18 protein-coding genes are annotated in these 19581 nt (G+C 53.6%); 12 read left to right on the forward strand and 6 right to left on the reverse strand.

The window, feature by feature from the left end:
- Positions 1-36 precede the first annotated feature (36 nt).
- The 6 genes from FBR45_RS06485 (at position 37) to FBR45_RS06510 (ending at position 6443) form a co-directional block, all read left to right on the forward strand.
- A complete protein-coding gene (locus tag FBR45_RS06485) occupies positions 37-846 on the forward strand; it encodes a hypothetical protein (protein ID WP_138500419.1) in 810 nt (269 codons plus the stop codon).
- A 285-nt stretch (positions 847-1131) separates the two neighbouring features.
- Positions 1132-2823: an AMP-binding protein gene (locus FBR45_RS06490; protein WP_138500421.1), complete on the forward strand. Its 1692-nt coding sequence runs from the start codon at positions 1132-1134 to the stop codon at positions 2821-2823.
- A 117-nt stretch (positions 2824-2940) separates the two neighbouring features.
- A complete protein-coding gene (locus FBR45_RS06495; RefSeq protein ID WP_138500423.1) occupies positions 2941-3183 on the forward strand; it encodes a TraR/DksA family transcriptional regulator in 243 nt (80 codons plus the stop codon).
- A gap of 132 nt (positions 3184-3315) precedes the next feature.
- Positions 3316-4665 (forward strand): NAD(P)/FAD-dependent oxidoreductase, encoded by a 1350-nt coding sequence (locus FBR45_RS06500; protein WP_138500425.1) that lies wholly within the window; start codon positions 3316-3318, stop codon positions 4663-4665.
- A gap of 33 nt (positions 4666-4698) precedes the next feature.
- Complete coding sequence (locus FBR45_RS06505; protein WP_138500427.1) at positions 4699-5070, forward strand: hypothetical protein; 372 nt, start codon at positions 4699-4701, stop codon at positions 5068-5070.
- Between the two features lie 41 nt (positions 5071-5111).
- Entirely contained in the window at positions 5112-6443 is a 1332-nt protein-coding gene (locus FBR45_RS06510) for a Gfo/Idh/MocA family protein (protein WP_138500430.1), read from the forward strand.
- Between the two features lie 23 nt (positions 6444-6466).
- Here the strand turns inward: FBR45_RS06510 and FBR45_RS06515 are convergent, their stop codons facing one another.
- Positions 6467-6904: an OsmC family protein gene (locus FBR45_RS06515; RefSeq protein WP_138500432.1), complete on the reverse strand. Its 438-nt coding sequence runs from the start codon at positions 6902-6904 to the stop codon at positions 6467-6469.
- Between the two features lie 168 nt (positions 6905-7072).
- On the opposite strand from FBR45_RS06515, the gene FBR45_RS06520 reads away from it, so the two are divergent.
- The 4 genes from FBR45_RS06520 (at position 7073) to metK (ending at position 11716) form a co-directional block, all read left to right on the forward strand.
- Entirely contained in the window at positions 7073-7858 is a 786-nt protein-coding gene (locus tag FBR45_RS06520) for a hypothetical protein (RefSeq protein ID WP_138500433.1), read from the forward strand.
- A gap of 148 nt (positions 7859-8006) precedes the next feature.
- Entirely contained in the window at positions 8007-8885 is an 879-nt protein-coding gene (gene lipA / locus FBR45_RS06525; RefSeq protein WP_138500435.1) for a lipoyl synthase, read from the forward strand.
- Positions 8886-9024: 139 nt separating this feature from the next.
- A complete protein-coding gene (locus tag FBR45_RS06530) occupies positions 9025-10176 on the forward strand; it encodes a lycopene cyclase family protein (RefSeq protein WP_138500437.1) in 1152 nt (383 codons plus the stop codon).
- Between the two features lie 262 nt (positions 10177-10438).
- Positions 10439-11716 carry a methionine adenosyltransferase gene (gene metK / locus FBR45_RS06535; protein ID WP_138500439.1) on the forward strand — a complete coding sequence of 426 codons (1278 nt, stop codon included), beginning with the start codon at positions 10439-10441 and terminating at the stop codon, positions 11714-11716.
- Between the two features lie 73 nt (positions 11717-11789).
- Here the strand turns inward: metK and FBR45_RS06540 are convergent, their stop codons facing one another.
- The 4 genes from FBR45_RS06540 to FBR45_RS06555 all read right to left on the reverse strand — a co-directional run bounded on the left by FBR45_RS06540 (position 11790) and on the right by FBR45_RS06555 (position 15603).
- Complete coding sequence (locus FBR45_RS06540; protein ID WP_077920242.1) at positions 11790-12164, reverse strand: HPF/RaiA family ribosome-associated protein; 375 nt, start codon at positions 12162-12164, stop codon at positions 11790-11792.
- Between the two features lie 211 nt (positions 12165-12375).
- On the reverse strand, positions 12376-13734 hold the full coding sequence (locus FBR45_RS06545) for a cytochrome P450 (RefSeq protein ID WP_138500441.1): 1359 nt from the start codon (positions 13732-13734) through the stop codon (positions 12376-12378).
- A 91-nt stretch (positions 13735-13825) separates the two neighbouring features.
- Positions 13826-14689, reverse strand: coding sequence for an SDR family oxidoreductase (locus FBR45_RS06550; protein WP_138500443.1), 864 nt, complete (start codon positions 14687-14689; stop codon positions 13826-13828).
- A gap of 59 nt (positions 14690-14748) precedes the next feature.
- Positions 14749-15603, reverse strand: a complete 855-nt coding sequence (locus FBR45_RS06555; RefSeq protein ID WP_138500445.1) for an SDR family oxidoreductase — start codon at positions 15601-15603, stop codon at positions 14749-14751.
- Positions 15604-15738: 135 nt separating this feature from the next.
- Between FBR45_RS06555 and FBR45_RS06560 the strand changes: the two genes are divergently transcribed.
- Together FBR45_RS06560 and FBR45_RS06565 are read left to right on the forward strand one after the other, a co-directional pair.
- On the forward strand, positions 15739-17445 hold the full coding sequence (locus FBR45_RS06560) for a GMC oxidoreductase (protein WP_138500447.1): 1707 nt from the start codon (positions 15739-15741) through the stop codon (positions 17443-17445).
- A 9-nt stretch (positions 17446-17454) separates the two neighbouring features.
- Positions 17455-17937 (forward strand): GreA/GreB family elongation factor, encoded by a 483-nt coding sequence (locus FBR45_RS06565; RefSeq protein WP_246082126.1) that lies wholly within the window; start codon positions 17455-17457, stop codon positions 17935-17937.
- 1 nt (position 17938) lies between these two features.
- Here the strand turns inward: FBR45_RS06565 and FBR45_RS06570 are convergent, their stop codons facing one another.
- Positions 17939-19570: an amidohydrolase gene (locus FBR45_RS06570; protein WP_138500449.1), complete on the reverse strand. Its 1632-nt coding sequence runs from the start codon at positions 19568-19570 to the stop codon at positions 17939-17941.
- Between the last annotated feature and the right edge of the window lie 11 nt (positions 19571-19581).

Below are 19581 nucleotides of genomic sequence, written 5' to 3' on the forward strand. Positions count from 1 at the left end.
TTGCTCGTCGGCTGAGTTATGTCCACACTGAACGTTATGAAAGATAAAGTAATCTTATACCAGCTTGGTTTACTGGTCTGTCTCTGGCTTATTACCAGCCTGGCCGGTTTGGCGCAGACCAACGTTACCGTCCGAAAACCAACCGATCTGAAACGGACTAACCAGCCTGATACAGTGTCCGCGCAGTCGATAAAGCCGATGTCACTTACCTTTACGGCCTCAACCGACCAGCGTTTTTTCTTCTTCAGTGACACGCGAAACGAAAATGGACGACGCACACCGGTGAGCGTATACGGGATTCGGGCTGGCTTCCTGTTTCCGCCCCGCGATGCTCGCCCTGAGCTGTCGGGAGGGCGCTCGGCCAGCTTCAAAGCCGGACTTGGGTTTTATTTCGTGAACCAGGATATTAACCGGCCCGGACTGCTACCCAATACATCTGAATCGGTTACCCGGCATCTGCGCATCGCTACAGCTTACTACGAACGGTATCTCTACCGCAAAAAAGCGCTGGAGATAAGTTTGCCGCTCGAGTTAGGCTATGGCCATTCGCGTTACGAACGCCACGGGGGCACCGAAGAAGAAGTGGCGCGGGGTATCTTTATTCCATTGGGCGTAGGAGTTCTGACGGCCTACCAGTTTCCGCGAATCAGATGGTTTCGCCCGCTACATTGGTTCGGCTTCAACGTATTAGGTGGGTATCGATTTATTCTGAAGAAAGACGTGCCGGCGAGTCAGATCAACTATACCGGCTTCTACATTTCGGTGGGCCCTTCTTTCTTTCTGGAAAACCTGACCGCCGATCTAAAATACTGGCGGAAGAAACGAAAACAGAAAAAACAATTGTAGCCCATTTGGGCTCCTGCCCCATACATCCCCACCAACCGCCCGGCCGGTTACGAACGGCTTGGCTAGTTTTGTAGGCTAGTTGCAAACCGGTATGACGAGGTTATGAAGACGGGAGGGATAAACAGTAAGGACTGTCATTGATAATCAGTGTAGTGTGTCCGGGATGGCGAGTCACACTGCCGTTACCTATAGCTGTGTAAAGCGTGGGGATAACGTAGTTAGCTGACTTTTTTTTGTTAAATTATTTTCGTGTAAAATTACATTTCACCAGATGTAAGCACGAAGATGAACACAGGGAGCACAGAAAGGCAGGGAGCCGAAACATTGATCGAGTCGTTCTATCGCTGGGAACAACAGCAACCCGGGAAAGTGTACCTGCGCCAACCCGTGGGTGATGCCTATATCGATTTTACCTGGGCCGAAGTTGGTCAGCAGGCTCGTCGACTGGTAACTTATATCCACTCACTGGGGCTACCGCCCCGGAGTAATATCGGCCTGATTTCGAAAAACTGCGCACACTGGCTCATTGCCGATATTGCCATCTTGCTGAGTGGTCATGTGTCGGTGCCTTTCTATCCAACGCTTACAGCTGAACAGCTCAAACAGGTACTTGAGCATAGTGGGTGCCAGGTGCTGTTTGTGGGTAAAATAGATAATTGGGAGGCTATCAAACCAGGCGTTCCGCCGACTGTACACGGCATTGCTTTTCCAGATTACCGCCCCAACAGCTCTGCGCCGGACCCCGATTTTGCACAATGGGATCAGATACTGGCAACGAACCAACCGTACCCTGGCCATCCCGTACCTGCCGACAGCGATTTGTTCACGATCATTTATACATCCGGCACGACGGGCAATCCGAAAGGGGTTATGGTCGATTATGGAGCGGTACGTCAGGCTATTGGGCATACGCGCTACCGCATGTGTCATGACTTGCCCGAGACTCGTTTCTTTTCTTACCTACCCCTGTGCCACGTGGCCGAACGGAACATTGTTGAAGCAACCAGTCTGGCAACGGGAGGTACTGTTTACTTTACCGAATCGCTCGATTCGTTCGCCCGCAATCTGGCGGCTGCGCGCCCTACCCATTTCCTGGCCGTGCCGCGTATCTGGACGAAACTACAGCAGGGCGTTTTAGCAAAGCTACCACAGCACAAACTCGATACCTTGCTCAAAATTCCCTTCCTGTCGGGCATCGTCAAGCGAAAAATACGCCAGGGATTGGGCCTTAACGAGGCTAAACTAATCATCACGGGCGCGGCTCCCATGCCAATTTCCCTGATACGCTGGTTCCGGAAGCTGGATATTCATATCCAGGAAGCCTACGGTATGACTGAGAACCTGGGCGCTGTGTCGATCATGCCCGTCAGTCGCGTCAAAGACGGTACCGTTGGCCAACTGTACGAGGGAGTCGATGTCCGGATCGATTCCAGAACGGGCGAGGTGTTAACCCGCTGTGGCTGGCTGATGCGGGGCTACTACCGCGAACCGGTCCTGACCGAAGCGGTTCTGAAGAATGGGTGGCTGGCTACCGGCGATGTGGGCGAGGTCGACGATGATGGCTATCTGCGCATTACAGGGCGGGTTAAGGAAATGTATAAAAGTCCGAAGGGTGAATACATTGCTCCGGCCCAGATCGAGTTTGGTTTTGCCGATAACACCTACATCGAGCAGATCTGTGTGGGCGGTCAGCACCTGCCACAGCCCATTGCGCTGGTGGTGCTATCAGAAACCGGTCGTCAGGCGGGTCGTCAGGTGGTCGAACCCAGTCTTCAGCAAACCCTGTCGCAGCTCAACCCGCGCCTGCATGCGTACGAACACGTTCGAAAAGTGGTGGTGGTGAAAGACCCGTGGACTATCGAAAACAACCGCATGACGCCCACCATGAAAATTAAACGAAACGTGATCGAGTCTTACTACGAACCCCATATGGAGCCCTGGTTCAGCCGAACCGAAACCGTGATCTGGGAAGACTAGTTTTTAAAATAAGTTGTAATGTCTTGTAAATCAGCAATTTTCTAGTGTAGGTTCTGCCTGAATTTCGCACGATTCGGGTAGCTGATTTGTTCTCTATATAACCAACCAGATAGCCTTATGTATTGTGTGAAATGTGGTACTACAATCCCGGAGGCTCGTCTGAAAGCGCTACCTACCGCCCGAACCTGCGTACCCTGTTCGTCGGTGCAGCGGGTGGCCGGTTTTCCGCTGATTACCGGCAAAACCGAATACGCTGCCCTCCAGCTTGTCTCGCAACAGGAAGCAGCCCATCTGCATAAGATGCAGGCCCGGCGGGGTACGGGTGCGTCACTCACTATGACCCGCGAGAAGCGTAACTAACTGCTTTTTGCCGATTACTATAAGTAAGCAAGCCACTTTCTACGGATTGTGGCTTTTTTTGTGCAATTACGGTATGTTTGCCAATCAACGTTTTCGCAACCGAAACTCTGCAGCCTGTCTTCTTTTTACTTTATGCGCCACATCGTTATTCTTGGTAACGGTATATCAGGCATTACGGCCGCCCGTGAATTGCGAAAACATACTGATGACCAGATTACAGTAGTGTCCGACGAAACGCCACACTTCTTTTCCCGTACGGCACTGATGTATGTGTACATGGGGCATCTGGAGTTTCAGCATACTAAACCCTACGAAGACTGGTTCTGGACCAAAAATCGGATCGATCTGCTTCAGGTCAGGGTAGACACCATCGATTTCAGCAACAAACTGATTCAGTACGCCGGCGGTCAGACGCTCACCTATGATGTCCTGATTCTGGCCGTTGGGTCGCAACCCAATTTTTTCGACTGGCCTGGTCAGCAGTTGCAGGGCGTACAGGGGCTGTATGGAAAACCTGATCTTGACCGGATGGAAGCCTCTACTGCGGGCATTCGGCAGGCGGTAGTGGTAGGCGGTGGACTGATTGGCATTGAACTGTGCGAAATGCTGCTGTCGCGCGGGATTCGGGTTACGTTTCTGGTTCGTGAAAAGACGTTCTGGAGCAGCGTTCTGCCCCCCGAAGAGTCGGCGATGGTAACCCGCCACATCCGCGGCCATCATGTCGACCTGCGGATCGATACCGAAATGGCTGAACTTCGCGACAATGGAGCGGGCCGGGTCGACGCCGTCATCACGAAAACGGGCGAAACAATACCCGCCGAGTTTGTTGGCGTTGCCGTGGGTGTCAGTCCGAACATTGGCTTTCTGAAAGACACACCCCTCGACACCGACCGAGGTATCCTGGTAAACGAATACCTGGAAACGAACCTGCCCGATGTCTATGCTATCGGCGATTGTGTGCAGCACCGGAATCCTCCAGCGGGCCGGAAACCGCTGGAACAAATCTGGTATACAGGGCGAATTATGGGCGAGACGGTGGCCAAAACCCTGCTGGGAACGCGCACCCGCTACCAGCCAGGCGTCTTTTTTAACTCGGCCAAATTCTTCGATATCGAGTATCAGACCTACGGGAATGTGGCTAATTACCTACCCGACGACGGCCCCGAAGAGTCGTTCTATTGGCAGCATGCTACAGAGAATATAGCCATCCGAATTAACTACCGGGTCAGCGATCAGGCCGTAACGGGCATGAACGTGTTGGGCATACGGCAGCGGCAGGATGTCTGGCAACAATGGATTCGGGAGGGGAAGTCAATCAGGCATGTCATTGAGCACCTGCCCCAGGCAAACTTCGATCCTGAATTTTTCCGACAGTTTGAGGTTGACATCATTACCCGTTACAACTCCGAAAATCGTGATAAACCGGTTGTATTGCTGAAAGGCCGCAAAGGCTTGTTCAACCTGTTCGGGAATCGACGATAGTATTTCCCTTCCTCAATCAAACACATTCAGACCATGAAAACTGCTTTTCTGATCGGCTGGCTCACTATGCTCAGTTATTGGGCAACGGCCCAGGTCCTTGTCGACGGGGTTAATATTAACCAAGAAGAGATTACCTACTGCCAGCTGCTCACAGGCTCTGCCCGGCCAACGGTTTCAACGTATGCCTATATCGACTACGGGCAACCGTCTCCTTTTGCCCGAAGACAGGTAATCAGCGGTGCCGACAAGCAGCAGATCCGGTTCGGCTCGTCGATGGACGCGCTCAATTTCATGGTTCGTAATGGCTGGGAGCTGGTATCGTCGCACATAACATCGGATAAGGACGGGGCTGCTGACCGATTCATTTATCTCTTCCGAAAGCGCACCGGCGGGTCAGTAAAATAAAACCGGGAGGGTCTTTATCAGCGCACGATATCTTCGCTACTATGACCACTCGCCGACACTTTCTCCGAACAAGCTTAACCGCTACCGCAGCAGCGCCCGCGCTGTCGTTGCCAGCCCTCGCGTCAACTGCTGCCACTCCTATTGTTGCTCCCTCTGACCGGCTCCGCATCGGAGCGATCGGCATAAACGGCATGGGCTGGTCCGATGTGCAGGCGCATCTGAAAGTGCCGGGCGTTGAGGTCGTAGCCCTCTGTGATGTAGACCAGAACGTACTGACAAAACGGGCCGCAGAGCTGGAGAAACAGACTGGTAAAAAAGCGCAGACGTACGGCGATTACCGAAAACTGCTCGAAAACAAAGATATCGATGCCGTAATTATAGGTACGCCCGACCACTGGCATTGTCTGATGATGACCGATGCCTGTGAGGCCGGTAAAGATGTGTACGTCGAAAAGCCACTGGCCAATACCATCGAGGAGTGTAACCGAATGATGGCTGCTGCCAGGCGGACTAACAAAATTGTGCAGGTTGGCCAGTGGCAGCGTAGTAGTCCTCACTTTTACAATGCCATCGATTACGTGCATTCCGGGAAGCTGGGTAAGCTGCGGATCGTAAAAGTGTGGTCGTACATCGGCTGGAAAAGCGAGGTGCCCACGCAGCCCGATGGTCCCGTACCGCCCGGTGTTGACTACGCCATGTGGCTGGGCCCGGCCCCCAGGCGTCCTTTCAACATAAACCGGTTTCATTTCAACTTTCGCTGGTACTGGGATTATGCGGGTGGGCTGATGACCGACTGGGGCGTTCACCTGATCGATATTGCTTTATGGGGAATGAAGCAAACTGCCCCCAAGTCAATTATGTCGCTGGGGGGTAAATATGGGTACCCCGCCGATGCGCGCGAAACACCGGATACCCAGCAGGCGATCTACGACTTCGGGGATGTAACAATGAGCTGGGAGCATACCATCGGCATCAACGGAGCCAACTATAACCGGCCACACGGCATAGCGTTCATCGGGGAAAATGGCACGCTGGTTGTTGACCGGGGCGGTTGGGAGCTCTATCCCGAAACCGTAACTGATAAAGGGATTGTCAGGTACAAACTGGAACATCTTCCTAAACAAAGCCCACAGGGGAACGGCCTTGATAATCACGCGGTCAATTTTGTCGACTGCATCAAGTCCCGGAAACAGCCGACCTGCAATACCGACGTGGCGCAGGGAGCCGCGTTGAACTCGCACCTGGGCAATATTGCCTTCCGGACCGGTCGGCGCCTTTTCTGGAATATGGAGAAAGGAGAATTCAGTAACGACCCGCAGGCCAATGCACTGCTGAAAGCGAACTACCAGAACGGCTGGAAGCTGCCAGCCTGATACCAGGCTGGCAAACCTGGTTTCTAGTCCGCGGCCACGCTGGCTACGGCTTCCCAGCGGATCGTGACGGCCTGCTCTATATCCGGATGCAGACTGATGGCCACGGGGCAGGTATGCGCTATCTTCTCCAGACGGGCGCACGTGTCGGCGTCGGGCATCGGGTCAGCGCGCAGAACCAGATCAACGTCTATCCGGGCAATGCGCCGGGGTGGCTGACTGCTCATAATCTTTGTCACATCGAGTGAGCTACCGGCCAGTTCTATGCCATCACGCCGGGCAAAGATGGCCATGGTGGTAATAATACAGGTGCCGAGCGCGTTGGCTACGAGGTCAGTAGGGGAGAAGGCTTCGCCCCGGCCCTGGTTATCGGTGGGAGCGTCGGTGTTGATGTGTGTGCCTGACTGAATATGGGTGCAATCCGTGCGCAGGTCACCTACGTAAGCTATGTGAATGGTTGCCATAGAAAAAGGGAGAATGTACAAAGACTGAGGAGGTTACCGCCGGGCGGTCTTTTGCTCGCTGTGGGTGTTTTCCTCAAACATATAAATTATGGATTGGTTACCCTAATAGCGTACCCGATTTTGTGGAGACAGGCAAATTGATTAGCTTTAATTCAGGAATTTACGACAATGCGAACGATATACATTTTATTTAGCCTCGTACTAAGCGGCCTATCTGTGCTGGGACAAAACGTCCGGCCATCTGCCGCTGAAACGGAACAGGAAAACTACAATACCATTACTACGTTTGGCATCACGACCAATACCAATTCCGGTATTGTGGGTGGCTTCTCGTTTCGCCAGTCGAGACTCGCTTCGGGTGAGCTGCTCGGTATGCGTCAATACCATTACATCAGCTTGGAAGTGGTCAATGTAAAGCATCCCAAGGAGATACAGTCGTCGATCAATTCGGTTGGGTCGCGCTATATCAGCGGTAAAGAGAACTACCTGTTTGTTGTGAGGCCACAGTACGGTCGGGAGGTGAAGTTATTCCAACGGGACGACGATGAAGGCATCGCGGTAAGTGGTATCCTGGCAGCAGGTCCTTCGCTCGGGATTATAAAACCGTACTATCTTGAAGTCTCCTTCGGTAATACGACCCGGTCGGTGCCAGCCTCTGAGGTGAATGGTTTCGCGACCGCGACCGGCGAAACGGTAACCGGAGCCGGTAGTTTTTTCCAGGGATTTGGTCAGTCCAAGCTAACTGTGGGAGTGAACGTTAAAGCCGCTCTCAGTTTTGAATTGAGTGCCTTCCGAAGCAACACAACCGGCGTCGAGATCGGTTTTCTGGCCGAAGCATTTCCCCAGCGGATTGTAATCATCCCCAATCAGACACAGGGCGGAGACCGAAGCATAGGGAACCGCAGCTTCTTTACCTCGGGCTACCTAACCTTGTTTTTTGGCAGTAAGAAGTAAGCCAGACGCGCAGAAAGGCGCCGGCGGAAGAGACGATTCGGGAGTCGGCTATCGCTTTCCCGGCCCTTCTCGTCCGTCGGCGCCTTTCTGGCTTTTTTATGAACTTTACGCCGGAAAAACGAATTTTGTTGGAAAGGATTGAGGTGCCATGATCGAACTACCCGTAATACCCTCCGAACAGCAACGGAAGAAACGTCCAGACTGGTTGCGCGTTAAGCTGCCGATCGGTCCGGAATATGCCAAAGTCCGTAAGCTCGTCGACGAACATAAGCTACACACGATTTGCGAAAGTGGTAACTGCCCTAATATGGGTGAGTGCTGGGGTGCCGGCACGGCCACGTTCATGATACTGGGTAACGTCTGCACCCGCAGCTGCACGTTTTGTGCCGTGGCTACCGGGCGCCCCAACGAGTATGATACGGACGAGCCCCGTCGCGTGGCCGAAGCGATCGTGCTGATGAAGGTGAAACATGCGGTGATTACATCCGTTAACCGGGACGAACTGAAAGACCGGGGCGCTGAGATCTGGTACCAGACCGTTCGCCTGATCAAAGAAGCGTCGCCGTCAACAACGATCGAAACGCTGATTCCGGATACCAAAGGCAACTGGGAAGCGTTGACCCGCATGATTTCTGCCGGTCAGGAAGTCGTTTCGCACAACATGGAAACGGTTGAGCGGCTGTATCGGCGTGTACGGCCCCAGGCCCGCTACGAGCGTAGCCTGGAACAGATACGGCGCACGAAAGAGTATGGGCAGCGTACCAAATCCGGGATTATGCTGGGCCTGGGCGAAACCCACGACGAGGTCTTTAAGGCCATGGACGATCTGGCAGCAAACGGACTGGATGTGCTGACCCTTGGCCAGTACCTGCAACCAACTAAAATGCACCACGAAGTCATCGAGTGGATCCACCCCGAAACCTTTGCCATGTACAAGGAAGAAGGGTTAAGCCGGGGGCTGAAATACGTTGAATCAGGGCCGTTGGTCCGGTCGAGCTACCATGCCGAAAAACATGTGAATGTATAATTGAGTAGTAGTGATAGGAAGCTGTCGGGCGGTAGCCTCTGAAGGCCCGTATTGTTAGCAGCAGCCCACTTCCTGCTTGTTCTACTAACTGCCTACTAACGAAAGTCCGGGCTATGCGTCCGGGCTTTTTATTTGCTGCATGAAAAAATACGACTTCATCATCGCCGGAGGAGGTATGGCAGGATTGAGCCTGGCCTACTACCTGACACAATCTCCGCTGGGAAACCATTCTATTCTGATTCTTGATCGCGAACAGAAAGATCGTAATGATCGAACGTGGTGCTTTTGGGAGCGTGGGGCCGGCCCGTTTGAGTCGATTCTGTTTAGAACGTGGCAAACCGTACATTTTCATGGCACAACCTATACCGGCCCTTTAGAATTGGGCGAATACCGGTACAAGATGTTGCGGGGCATCGATTTCTACAGCTTTGTACAGGCCGAATTGGCCAAATACCCCAATGTAGAGCGGCAGCAGGCAACCATCAACCGGATTAAGGACACTCCCCAGGGTGGGTTTGTTATTGCCAATGATGAGCCCTACATAGCTGATTATGTTTTCGACAGCACCTACTCCCTGAACCTGGATCAGCCCGACAATCATAACCTGCTCCAACATTTTAAAGGATGGGTAATCCAGGCTGAAAACCCCTGTTTCAATCCGTCGCTTCCCGAAATAATGGACTTCCGGGTCGAGCAGCATGGCGATTGCCGGTTTATGTATGTACTGCCCTTCGACGAAAAAACGGCGCTGGTCGAGTTTACTCTGTTCAACGATAAGCTGCTGACAATGGAGGAGTACGAAACCGATCTGCGTCAGTACATCGATCGGTTCGTCGACACTGGCACTTACGAAATTCGGGAAACGGAATACGGCATAATTCCGATGTCGGACGTAGCTACCCAGGAAAACCCCTCGGAGCATATTGTTCGGATCGGCACCTCGGGCGGGTATACCAAAGCGTCGACCGGCTATACATTTCAGCGTACCCAGCGTTACCTGCACGACATTGTCCAGAACCTGGTCGAGACGGGCAAACCCACCCGCCGACCCCCCTGGTTTCAGAAACGCTTCAAACTGTACGATAGCGTTTTCCTGAATGTGCTGGAAAAACATCGGCACCCCGCCGACGATGTGTTTACCCGCGTCTACGTCGAAAATCCCCGTCGGGTTTTTACGTTTCTGGATGAAGATACCCGACTCACCGATGAACTGCGGCTATTTACCACCATGCCGTGGTGGCCGTTTACAGCTGCCTTCTTCGACGTGATTCGTCGGAAAATGTTTGGTTAATCTGCAGGGGATCAGTGTTACTGGTTTTTACGACGCTGGCGTGTGTATTCCTGTGCTGGCCAGGTTTTATAGCCTGAACGCTTCGGGAAAAATAAGTAGCTACCCGATCCGGACGTGTGGCTGACAGCTGACAGCAGGTTGCGTAAGAGCCCGGTAGATAAACGGTAACTAAGAATACCGATGTTCCTGGCCGGGTTATCGTTTGTCACCTGTCTATAAAGGTGTAGCTTTGTGGTTTCAAACCAAGTTTCTCAGAGCTGCAATGCCTTATCTTTTTACGTCCGAATCTGTTTCTGAAGGACACCCCGACAAGGTCGCTGACCAAATCTCCGATGCACTGATCGATAACTTTCTGGCGTTCGATCCCTCCAGTAAGGTAGCCTGCGAAACGCTCGTTACAACAGGACAGGTTGTTCTGGCTGGTGAAATCAAAACAGAAACCTATCTGGATGTCCAGAAAATCACGCGCGAGGTGATCCGTAAAATCGGATACACTAAGAGCGAATACATGTTCGAAGCCAACTCGTGTGGCATCTTCTCGGCGCTTCATGATCAGTCGGCCGACATCAACCAGGGCGTTGACCGGGAAGTAGCCAACGACGATTTCGAAACGAAAGCGAACGCACAGGGCGCTGGTGACCAGGGCATGATGTTCGGATACGCCACCAACGAAACCGACAATTTCATGCCGCTTCCGCTCGATCTGGCCCACGCCATTTTGCGGGAGATGTCGCACATTCGCAATAACGAAAATCACCTGATGCCCTATCTGCGGCCCGACGCGAAGTCGCAGGTAACCATTGAATACAGTGATGATCATCAGCCGATCCGCATCGATACCATCGTGGTATCTACCCAGCACGATGATTTTGCCGACGATGAAACCATGCTGGCCAAAATTCGGGAAGATATTATCAACATCGTCATTCCCCGCGTTAAGGCCGCCCAGAAAGCCGAACTGCACAGCCTGTTTACCGACGACATTACCTATTACATCAACCCCACGGGTAAGTTTGTGATTGGTGGTCCCCACGGCGATACCGGATTGACGGGTCGCAAGATTATTGTAGATACCTACGGCGGGAAAGGTGCCCACGGTGGTGGCGCTTTTTCGGGTAAAGATCCGTCGAAGGTAGACCGTTCGGCGGCCTATGCAACGCGCCATATTGCCAAGAACATGGTAGCGGCCGGCCTTTGCGATCAGGTGCTAGTGCAGGTTTCATACGCCATTGGCGTCGCTAAACCATGTGGCCTGTATGTAAATACCTACGGCACGTCGAAAATAGACTTGCACGACGGGACTATTGCCGAAAAAATCGGACAGATCTTCGATATGCGTCCCTACGCTATCGAGCAGCGGCTCAAGCTCCGTAACCCGATCTATTCGGAAACGGCTGCTTACGGACACATGGGCCGGAAGAACGAAGTCGTAAAGAAAACCTTTGGTTCAAACGGTCAGGCGATAGAGCTGGAAGTAGAACTTTTTACCTGGGAAAAGCTCGATTTTGTCGATCAGATCAAACAGGCGTTTGGCCTATGAGCTACTAAAAACTAATAAAAACAGCGAAAGCCACCTCAGTCGGGTGGCTTTCGCTGTTTTACTGACTTAGATTTTATAACTCATCGGGCTCGAAAACCTCGTCTTCTTCCATCCGGGATTTGGCTTCGACAATGACGGGACTCGAAAAGTCGCTGCGTTTTTCTTTGCAGCGAACAAGTTTATCTTTCAGCACATCCAACACGCGGTCAGTAGCGCTCTCGAAACTCTTGTCATGTTCTTTTACGAACAGCTCTTTTCCTGGAATCGTCAGCCTGACCTCCACAATTTTCTCTTTTACCTTGTTGGAGTCGGCTCCGTCTAGTCGGAGAAACACTTCACCGCCGATGATCCGGTCATGGAAAGTGTCTAATTTGTTCAGCTTAGCCTGGATGAAATCTAACAGGCTCTGATCGGCCGTAAACTTAACGGCGTGCATTTGTAGTCTCATTGTGTCGCGTTTAAAGGTGAATAAATCAGAACAGCAATGGACTATCTAAGTTTGGGTATACCGACTACAAAGTCAATACCTACTACAAAAGATGCAATTCTGTTTCACGAGTCCGAAATGTATGTTGTCAACAGATCGCTGTCTATCAACATATAGTATCAATCGTGGAACGCTCACCTACAAAAGTTCTTCGTAAAGTATAATTTGTCTGTCAAGCCAACCTAACATAAACAGGCCTTTTGGGACGCAGGGTAATGAGAGGCTGGGTGGTAACAGGTCGATCAGAGGCTGCCTGAACGGTAAAATCGCGCATGAGCATCCCCAGCAATATCTGCATCTCCAGTAGGGCAAACTGGTTGCCGATGCATAGTCTGGGCCCCCCGCCGAAGGGCAGATAAGCATACGAATGACGTTCTTTATCCCAGCCGGGCGCAAACCGATCGGGATCAAACCGGTCGGGGTCGGGCCAGCTGACCGGGTCGCGATGTAACAGGTAAGGGCTAACCAGCGCCGTATCTCCCGCCGGAATGGTATAGGGCCCGATAGGGTCATCGGCCAGCGCCAGACGGCTCATAATCCAGGCCGGTGGGTAGAGCCGCATCGATTCCTGAATGACCTGCATCGTGTAGGTCATGCTTCTGAATGCCTCGGGCGGGGGGAGGGGGGCACTACCCAGGTGCAGCATAGCCTCATCCCGCAGTCGGGCAGCTACGTCGGGGTGCTGCGTGAGCAGATGCATGGTCCAGGCCATAGACACAGCCGTTGTCTCGTGCCCGGCGGCAAACAGCGTAACGCACTCATCGCGCAGCTGCTGGCTGGACATCCGCTCGCCGGTATCTTCGTCTTCGGCCAGTCGGAGCATATCCAGCAGGTCATCTCGGTCGCTATGAGCAAGCTGCGTACGCTGGTTGATAACCCCGTAAATAAACGAATCGACGACAACGCCAGCCCGTTTGAAGCGCAGGTTAGTCGGCGTTGGCCAGTGCATCGGAAACCGAACGGGTGAGAGCATCCGGTCGTTAGCCAGGTAATTGAGCGTATCGAGCGCTGTAGAGAGGCCATCTAACCGACCCACTACGTCGGAGCCAAACAGGGTTTTGCAGACGATACGCATGGTAACATCCATAAAGGCCTGCGATATGTTAACGGGCTGATGACGATCAGGTTGTTTGAGCTCAGTTAGCCAGCTAGCCGTTTCTGACACCATCGTCTGAGCCAGGGCCGCCAGTTTTTGCCGGTGAAAGGCTGGTTGGGCCAGCCGGCGCTGCCGACGCCAGAAGTCGCCTTCGCTGGTCAGCAATCCGTTACCCAGGAAGATCTTCAGCACCTGAAACGCGGGTGATCGGCCGTAGTTCCGGTGGTTTTCCTGCAAAACGTGCTTGGCATCCTCGGGCCGCAGCACCAGATACTGATGGCGCCCCCCGATGCGGAGGTGAACGATTCGGTCGTAGCGCTGCTGCAGCGTCCGCAGAATAGCCAGCGGGTCCCGAAGAAAGGCCAGTGTGTTGCCCAGTCCCGGTACGCCCGGATGCAAGGGTACAGGACGGGTCGGTAAGGGAGGTGCTTCCATACAGATACCAGACAGCCCCGGGCTGCCCATGACTAGTAAAAATAAGAGTTACCAGGCAAAGAACCCGAGGCTGTCTGATACATTTTTCGTCTTACGAGTTGATCACCTCGCCCCCGTTGACGTGAATGACCTGGCCCGTAAAATACGACGCGTCTTCCGAAGCCAGAAAGACATAGGCCGGGGCCAGCTCGGCGGGTTGGCCGGGTCGCTCCATGGGGGTGTCTTTGCCGAATTCAGCAACCGTTTCCGGCGATTTGGTCGCTACAATCAGGGGCGTCCAGATCGGACCCGGCGCTACGGCGTTGACCCGGATGCCACGCTCTACCAGGTTCTGCGACAAAGAACGCGTAAAGGCTGTTACTGCCCCTTTGGTGGCTGCATAATCGATCAGGGCTTTGCTGCCCCGGTAGGATACCACCGAGGTGGTGTTGATGATGCAGTCGTAACTGCCCATGTAGGGGAGTACGTTTTTTGTGAGTCGGAACATAGCCAGTATGTTCAGCTCAAAGGTCTGCTGCATCTGTTCATCCGAAATGTCCGTGAACTCGTGCTGCTCTACATGATTGGCCGCATTGTTCACCAGTATGTTGATGTGATGATAGGTGCTGATGATCTTGCCAACCGATTCCCGAATGAAGGAAAGGCTTTTCAGGTCGCCCGCCAGCAGCAGGCAGCGACGCCCTTCGGCCTCAACCAGCGATTTTGTCTTCTGCGCGTCCTGCTCTTCGCGTGGGTGGTAAATGAGAGCGAGGTCGGCGCCTTCGCGGGCATAGTGAACGGCTATGGCCCGTCCAATGCCAGAGTCGCCCCCGGTGACGACTGCAATCTTGTCTTTGAGTTTGTCGGCGCCTTCGTAGTTATCCCGAATATATATCGGCTGCGGGTCCATTTCGTATTCCAGGCCTGGCTGCGCATCCTGGTGCTGCGGCTTGGCATCAATTTCCATTTGTTCCATAACGAAGAGTATGTTCTTTGTACAGTGTTAGGGCTTATAATCGCGCCCAGTGCATTGATTCAGGCGTTTATGATGGTGCCACCGTTGGGGTGAAGTACCTGGCCGGTGATGTACGATGCGTCTTCTGATGCCAGAAAAACGTAAGCAGGGGCTACCTCGCTGGGTTGGCCAGGGCGCTTCATGGGCACGTCTTTCCCGAACATGGGAATCTGTCTGGCTTCTACCGACGAAGGGTTGAGTGGCGTCCAGATCGGACCCGGCGCTACACCATTGACCCGGATACCTTTGCTGATCAGGTTGCTCGACAGAGCCCGGGTAAACGTCATGATCGCCCCTTTGGTCGACGAGTATTCGAGCAGATCGGCGCGACCCTGGTAGGCCGTAACCGAGGTGGTATTGATGATACTGTCGCCTTTGTGCAGGTGGGGCACGGCAGCCTTGGTGACCCGGAAAAACGAGTAGATGTTGGTCTCGTAGGTGTCCAGCAGGTCTTCGTCGCGGGCTTCTTCCAGCGTTTTGTGGGCGAGCTGAAGTCCGGCATTGTTGACCAGAATGTTCAGCTTACCCAACTGCGCCACGGTTTCTTCGACGATGTGCCTACAGTAATCTTCATGCCGAATATCACCAGGGAGCAGTACGCACCGACGCCCTTCGGCTTCGACCAGTTCTTTGGTTTTCTGGGCGTCTTCTTCTTCCCGAGCCATGTATGAAATGGCTACATCGGCGCCTTCGCGGGCAAAATGAACGGCTACGGCCCGTCCGATGCCGGAATCGCCCCCGGTGATGAGTGCTACTTTATCCTTAAGTTTGTTCGCGCCTTTGTAAAGGTGTCGGATTATCTTCGGCTGCGGGTCCAGCTCGGCTTCAATACCGGGTTGGGTGTTCTGATGCTGCGGGGGAATTTTAGCTTCCATAACGTTGCTGTTGGTTGTACCTGACTGAATAAGCCAAAAGCAACGGCGGTTGTTTGTAGAAATCTATTGAAATGGTAGACAGATTTAGTTTGCCTGAATTAATATGTATTATAGTTGCTCAAATCAGATTGAACTATGATGACTTACGGCGATACCAGGGCTACCCGGACCTACGATGCTATTGTCATCGGTTCTGGAATTAGCGGTGGCTGGGCGGCTAAAGAGTTGTGCGAGAAGGGGCTGCGGACGCTGGTGCTGGAGCGAGGCCGCGATGTGCGGCACATCACGGATTACCCAACGGCTACGCTCAACCCCTGGGATTTTCCGCACCGTAACCGAATGCCGGTGGCGTTTGACGAGGCCAACCCCATCGCTACCAAATGTTATGCGCTGGATGAAGCTACCCAGCAGTTTTTCGTCAAAGATGCCGAGCATCCGTATCAGCAGGAGAAGCCTTTCGACTGGATACGAGGGTATCAGGTAGGTGGTAAATCACTAATCTGGGCCCGACAAACGCAGCGCTGGAGCCGGTTCGATTTTGAAGCTAACGCCCGCGACGGGGCCGCTGCCGACTGGCCCATTCGGTACGCCGACATAGCGCCCTGGTACAGTCACGTAGAACGATTTGTGGGGATCAGTGGCAACAGAGACGGACTCGAAACCCTGCCCGATGGAGAGTTTCTGAAACCGTGGGAGCTGAACTGTGTGGAGAAACACATTCAGCAGCGTGTGGCGGCCAGCTACAAAGACCGTCATGTTATCATCGGTCGCTGCGCCCACCTGACGGAGCCTCAACAGATTCATTATGACCAGGGGCGGGCGCAGTGCCAGGCCCGGCACCTCTGCTATCGGGGCTGCCCCTACGGCGGATATTTTTCGTCAAACTCGTCGACTCTGCCGTGGGCTGCCAAAACCGGAAAGCTGACCCTCCGCCCCGACTCGGTTGTGCACTCGATTATTTACGATGAGGTGAAGCAGAAAGCAACCGGCGTACGGGTAGTCGATACGCAGACGAAGCAGCTGACAGAGTATTACGCCCGAATTCTATTTGTGAATGCAGCCTGTCTGAATACCAACCTGATTCTGCTCAATTCGACCTCCCGCCGTTTTCCCAACGGCCTGGGTAACGACAGTGGCGTGCTGGGGCGTTATGTGGCTTTTCATAATTACCGGGGTAACATTCTGGCCGACTACGACGGCTTCGAGGACGGCTATTATTACGGTCGACGCCCAACTACCGCGTTCATGCCCAACTTCCGGAACGTGAACCGGCAGGAGACCGACTTTCAGCGTGGGTACATGGTCGCTTTCAGCGCCAGCCGGGGGCAGGGGCAGCCAACGACTGAGACGTTCGGGGTAGGTTTTAAGGACCGTATTACCCAGCCCGGACCATGGCACGTGTTTATGATGATGCAGGGCGAAACCGTACCGCGCTACGAAAATCACGTTCGGCTACGTACCGATCAGACCGATGCCTGGGGCGTTCCGCAGCTCGTTACCTCGATTGGCTATACCGATAACGACACAAAGATGATGGACGATTTTCTGGTACAGGGGTCCGAGATGCTCGACAAGGCCGGTTGCAAAAACATTCGACCTTACGACGATCATCGTAATCCCGGTCTCGATATTCACGAGATGGGCGGGGCTCGCATGGGCCGTGATCCAAAAACATCCATACTCAATGCCCACAACCAGATACACAGCTGCCGGAATGTGTTTGTTACCGATGGGGCCGCTATGGCCTCTACGGGCTCGCAGAATCCATCTATTACGTTTATGGCTCTGACCGCCCGCGCCGTCAACTATGCCGTGGGGGAGATGAAACGTAAAGACCTATAAACCAATCAGATGCTGATAGCCCCGTCGCCGATGGATGATCCACTCACGATCAAGAAAGAATTATTTAGCCGCTGTCAGCAGTACGTGCAGCAACGCGTTGATACTGCCCGCCTGGCGATGGAAGCGGCTCAGGAGTCAGCTAACAGCGAATCGAAAAGTAGTGCGGGCGATAAGTACGAAACCGGCCGGGCTATGGCCCAACTCGAACGCGACCGGTATGCACAGCTGTTGGCCGAAGCCCTCAAGCTGGAAGGCGAGCTGACCCGGCTGAACATCGACAAAAAGTACGATACGGTCCAGCCGGGTAGTCTGGTTGAAACAAACCGGGGGCGCTTTTTTATCAGTGTCAGCGCTGGTAAGCTTACACTTGAGCGTGTTGACTACTTTGCCGTTTCACCGGCATCGCCTATTGCAGCGCTACTGGCCGGGCATCAGGTTAACGACACGGTGGTATTTAACAAGATGCCTTACCAGATTTTGTCGGTGGCCTGAGTTAATAAACTCGCTCTCCACCAATCCAGGTTTGGCGTACTTTAGTATCGCGCAGCTGGGTAGTTGGTGCTGTCATGATATCACGGTCAAGTACAACAAAATCGGCTTGTTTACCAGGAGCGATGCTGCCGCGCAGCTGGTCTTCAAAATTGGCATAGGCCGCCCAGCGTGTCATAGCCAGTAAAGCCGACTGGCGGTCAACGGCATTTTCCATCTGGTAACCGGCTTTTGGGAAGTTTTTGGCATCCTGTCGCGCTACGGCCGAGTGGAAGCCGAAGACGGGGTTAACAGCCTCGACCGGGAAGTCACTCCCGAAGGTGATCATCTGGTTCTGCTTCATCAAATCCTTGAACGCGTAAGCGCCTTTTACCCGAACCGGGCCGAGCCGATCCTGTGCCCAGTACATATCGGAGGTCGCATGGGTAGGCTGCACCGACGGAATGATGGAGTACCGACCAAATTTCCAGAAATCGTCTGGCGATACGACCTGCGCATGCTCGATACGCCACCGCCGGTTGTTGGTTGTCTTCAGGAGTTTGCCATACAGGTCGAGCATAAGGTGATTGGCTGAGTCGCCTATGCAGTGGGTATTCGCCTGAAAGTTCGATGCATACAGCAGTTTAGTAACGCGCTCCAGTTCGGCGGGACTGAGCAACAGAAAACCGGCCGTTTCGGGTCGATCGGCGTACGGCTTGCGGAGACAGGCCCCCCGCGACCCCAGAGCACCGTCGGCATACAGTTTAAACGAGCGGACGGTGAGCCGTTCGGTCTGGAAAGGACCGCGTTTCAGGAAGTAGTTCAGGTTGGGCTCGCCCAGGCTAACCATGGCGTAGTCGCGTATTTTCAGCTTGCCGGATTGGTGAAGGCTGTCGATCAGGTTAATCTCGTCAGGGCTAATGCCCGCGTCTGAAACGGTAGTCAGTCCCAGCGACACACATACCTTTTCGGCGGCCTGTAACATCCGGGCTTTGTCGGCTATGTCGGGGCGAGGCACCAGTCGGCGGATGATCTGCATGGCGTTATCGACCAGGACGCCAATGGGTTCTCCATTTTTCAGTACTACCTCTCCGCCCGCCATCCGGGTACCGGCCGTGATCTGACCCAGCCTCAGCGCCTTCGAGTTGACTAGCAGCGCGTGCCCATCAACCCGAGTCAGGGCAACGGGTATATTGGGGAAAGCCGCATCCAGCTTTTCTTTAGTTGGAAACGCTTTATCAGCCCAGTCGTTCTGGTCCCAGCCCCGGCCAATGATCCAGGTAGCGTCGGGGTGTTTTTGCTGAAAGGTTTTCAGCCGGTCGATAACTTCATCATATGATTCAGCGCCAACCAAATCGGCCTGGTCGAGCATCTGGCCCAGTCCCAGAAAGTGAGCGTGTGGATCATAAAAACCTGGATAAACAGGCGCCCCGCCCAGATCGGCTGTAGTGTCGGCCTCATACTGATCGGCCAGGCTGCTGGCCGACCCCACCGCCAGAAATTTGCCGTCTTTGACCACAAAGGCATCGGCGGTCGAAAAAGCAGAATCAGCGGTGTATATTCGGGCATTAGTAACGAGTAAATCGGCTTTTTTCCGGGTAGAACAGGCCGAAAAGGTGGCCGTGAAAGCCAATAGTAGTAGAAGTATACGAATCATACCTTGATGGT

Origin of the sequence: Spirosoma lacussanchae (assembly GCF_005870035.1) — a bacterium.
Taxonomy (GTDB): Bacteria; Bacteroidota; Bacteroidia; order Cytophagales; family Spirosomataceae; genus Spirosoma; species Spirosoma lacussanchae.

What these genes read in the sequence shown, in the direction of transcription:
- FBR45_RS06485 (WP_138500419.1), top strand. Translation starts at nt 37, where the DNA reads ATGAAAGATAAAGTAATCTTATACCAGCTTGGTTTACTGGTCTGTCTC.
- FBR45_RS06490 (WP_138500421.1), top strand. Translation starts at nt 1,132, where the DNA reads ATGAACACAGGGAGCACAGAAAGGCAGGGAGCCGAAACATTGATCGAG.
- FBR45_RS06495 (WP_138500423.1), top strand. Translation starts at nt 2,941, where the DNA reads ATGTATTGTGTGAAATGTGGTACTACAATCCCGGAGGCTCGTCTGAAA.
- FBR45_RS06500 (WP_138500425.1), top strand. Translation starts at nt 3,316, where the DNA reads ATGCGCCACATCGTTATTCTTGGTAACGGTATATCAGGCATTACGGCC.
- FBR45_RS06505 (WP_138500427.1), top strand. Translation starts at nt 4,699, where the DNA reads ATGAAAACTGCTTTTCTGATCGGCTGGCTCACTATGCTCAGTTATTGG.
- FBR45_RS06510 (WP_138500430.1), top strand. Translation starts at nt 5,112, where the DNA reads ATGACCACTCGCCGACACTTTCTCCGAACAAGCTTAACCGCTACCGCA.
- FBR45_RS06515 (WP_138500432.1), bottom strand. Translation starts at nt 6,904, where the DNA reads ATGGCAACCATTCACATAGCTTACGTAGGTGACCTGCGCACGGATTGC.
- FBR45_RS06520 (WP_138500433.1), top strand. Translation starts at nt 7,073, where the DNA reads ATGCGAACGATATACATTTTATTTAGCCTCGTACTAAGCGGCCTATCT.
- lipA (WP_138500435.1), top strand. Translation starts at nt 8,007, where the DNA reads ATGATCGAACTACCCGTAATACCCTCCGAACAGCAACGGAAGAAACGT.
- FBR45_RS06530 (WP_138500437.1), top strand. Translation starts at nt 9,025, where the DNA reads ATGAAAAAATACGACTTCATCATCGCCGGAGGAGGTATGGCAGGATTG.
- metK (WP_138500439.1), top strand. Translation starts at nt 10,439, where the DNA reads ATGCCTTATCTTTTTACGTCCGAATCTGTTTCTGAAGGACACCCCGAC.
- FBR45_RS06540 (WP_077920242.1), bottom strand. Translation starts at nt 12,164, where the DNA reads ATGAGACTACAAATGCACGCCGTTAAGTTTACGGCCGATCAGAGCCTG.
- FBR45_RS06545 (WP_138500441.1), bottom strand. Translation starts at nt 13,734, where the DNA reads ATGGAAGCACCTCCCTTACCGACCCGTCCTGTACCCTTGCATCCGGGC.
- FBR45_RS06550 (WP_138500443.1), bottom strand. Translation starts at nt 14,689, where the DNA reads ATGGAACAAATGGAAATTGATGCCAAGCCGCAGCACCAGGATGCGCAG.
- FBR45_RS06555 (WP_138500445.1), bottom strand. Translation starts at nt 15,603, where the DNA reads ATGGAAGCTAAAATTCCCCCGCAGCATCAGAACACCCAACCCGGTATT.
- FBR45_RS06560 (WP_138500447.1), top strand. Translation starts at nt 15,739, where the DNA reads ATGATGACTTACGGCGATACCAGGGCTACCCGGACCTACGATGCTATT.
- FBR45_RS06565 (WP_246082126.1), top strand. Translation starts at nt 17,455, where the DNA reads ATGCTGATAGCCCCGTCGCCGATGGATGATCCACTCACGATCAAGAAA.
- FBR45_RS06570 (WP_138500449.1), bottom strand. Translation starts at nt 19,570, where the DNA reads ATGATTCGTATACTTCTACTACTATTGGCTTTCACGGCCACCTTTTCG.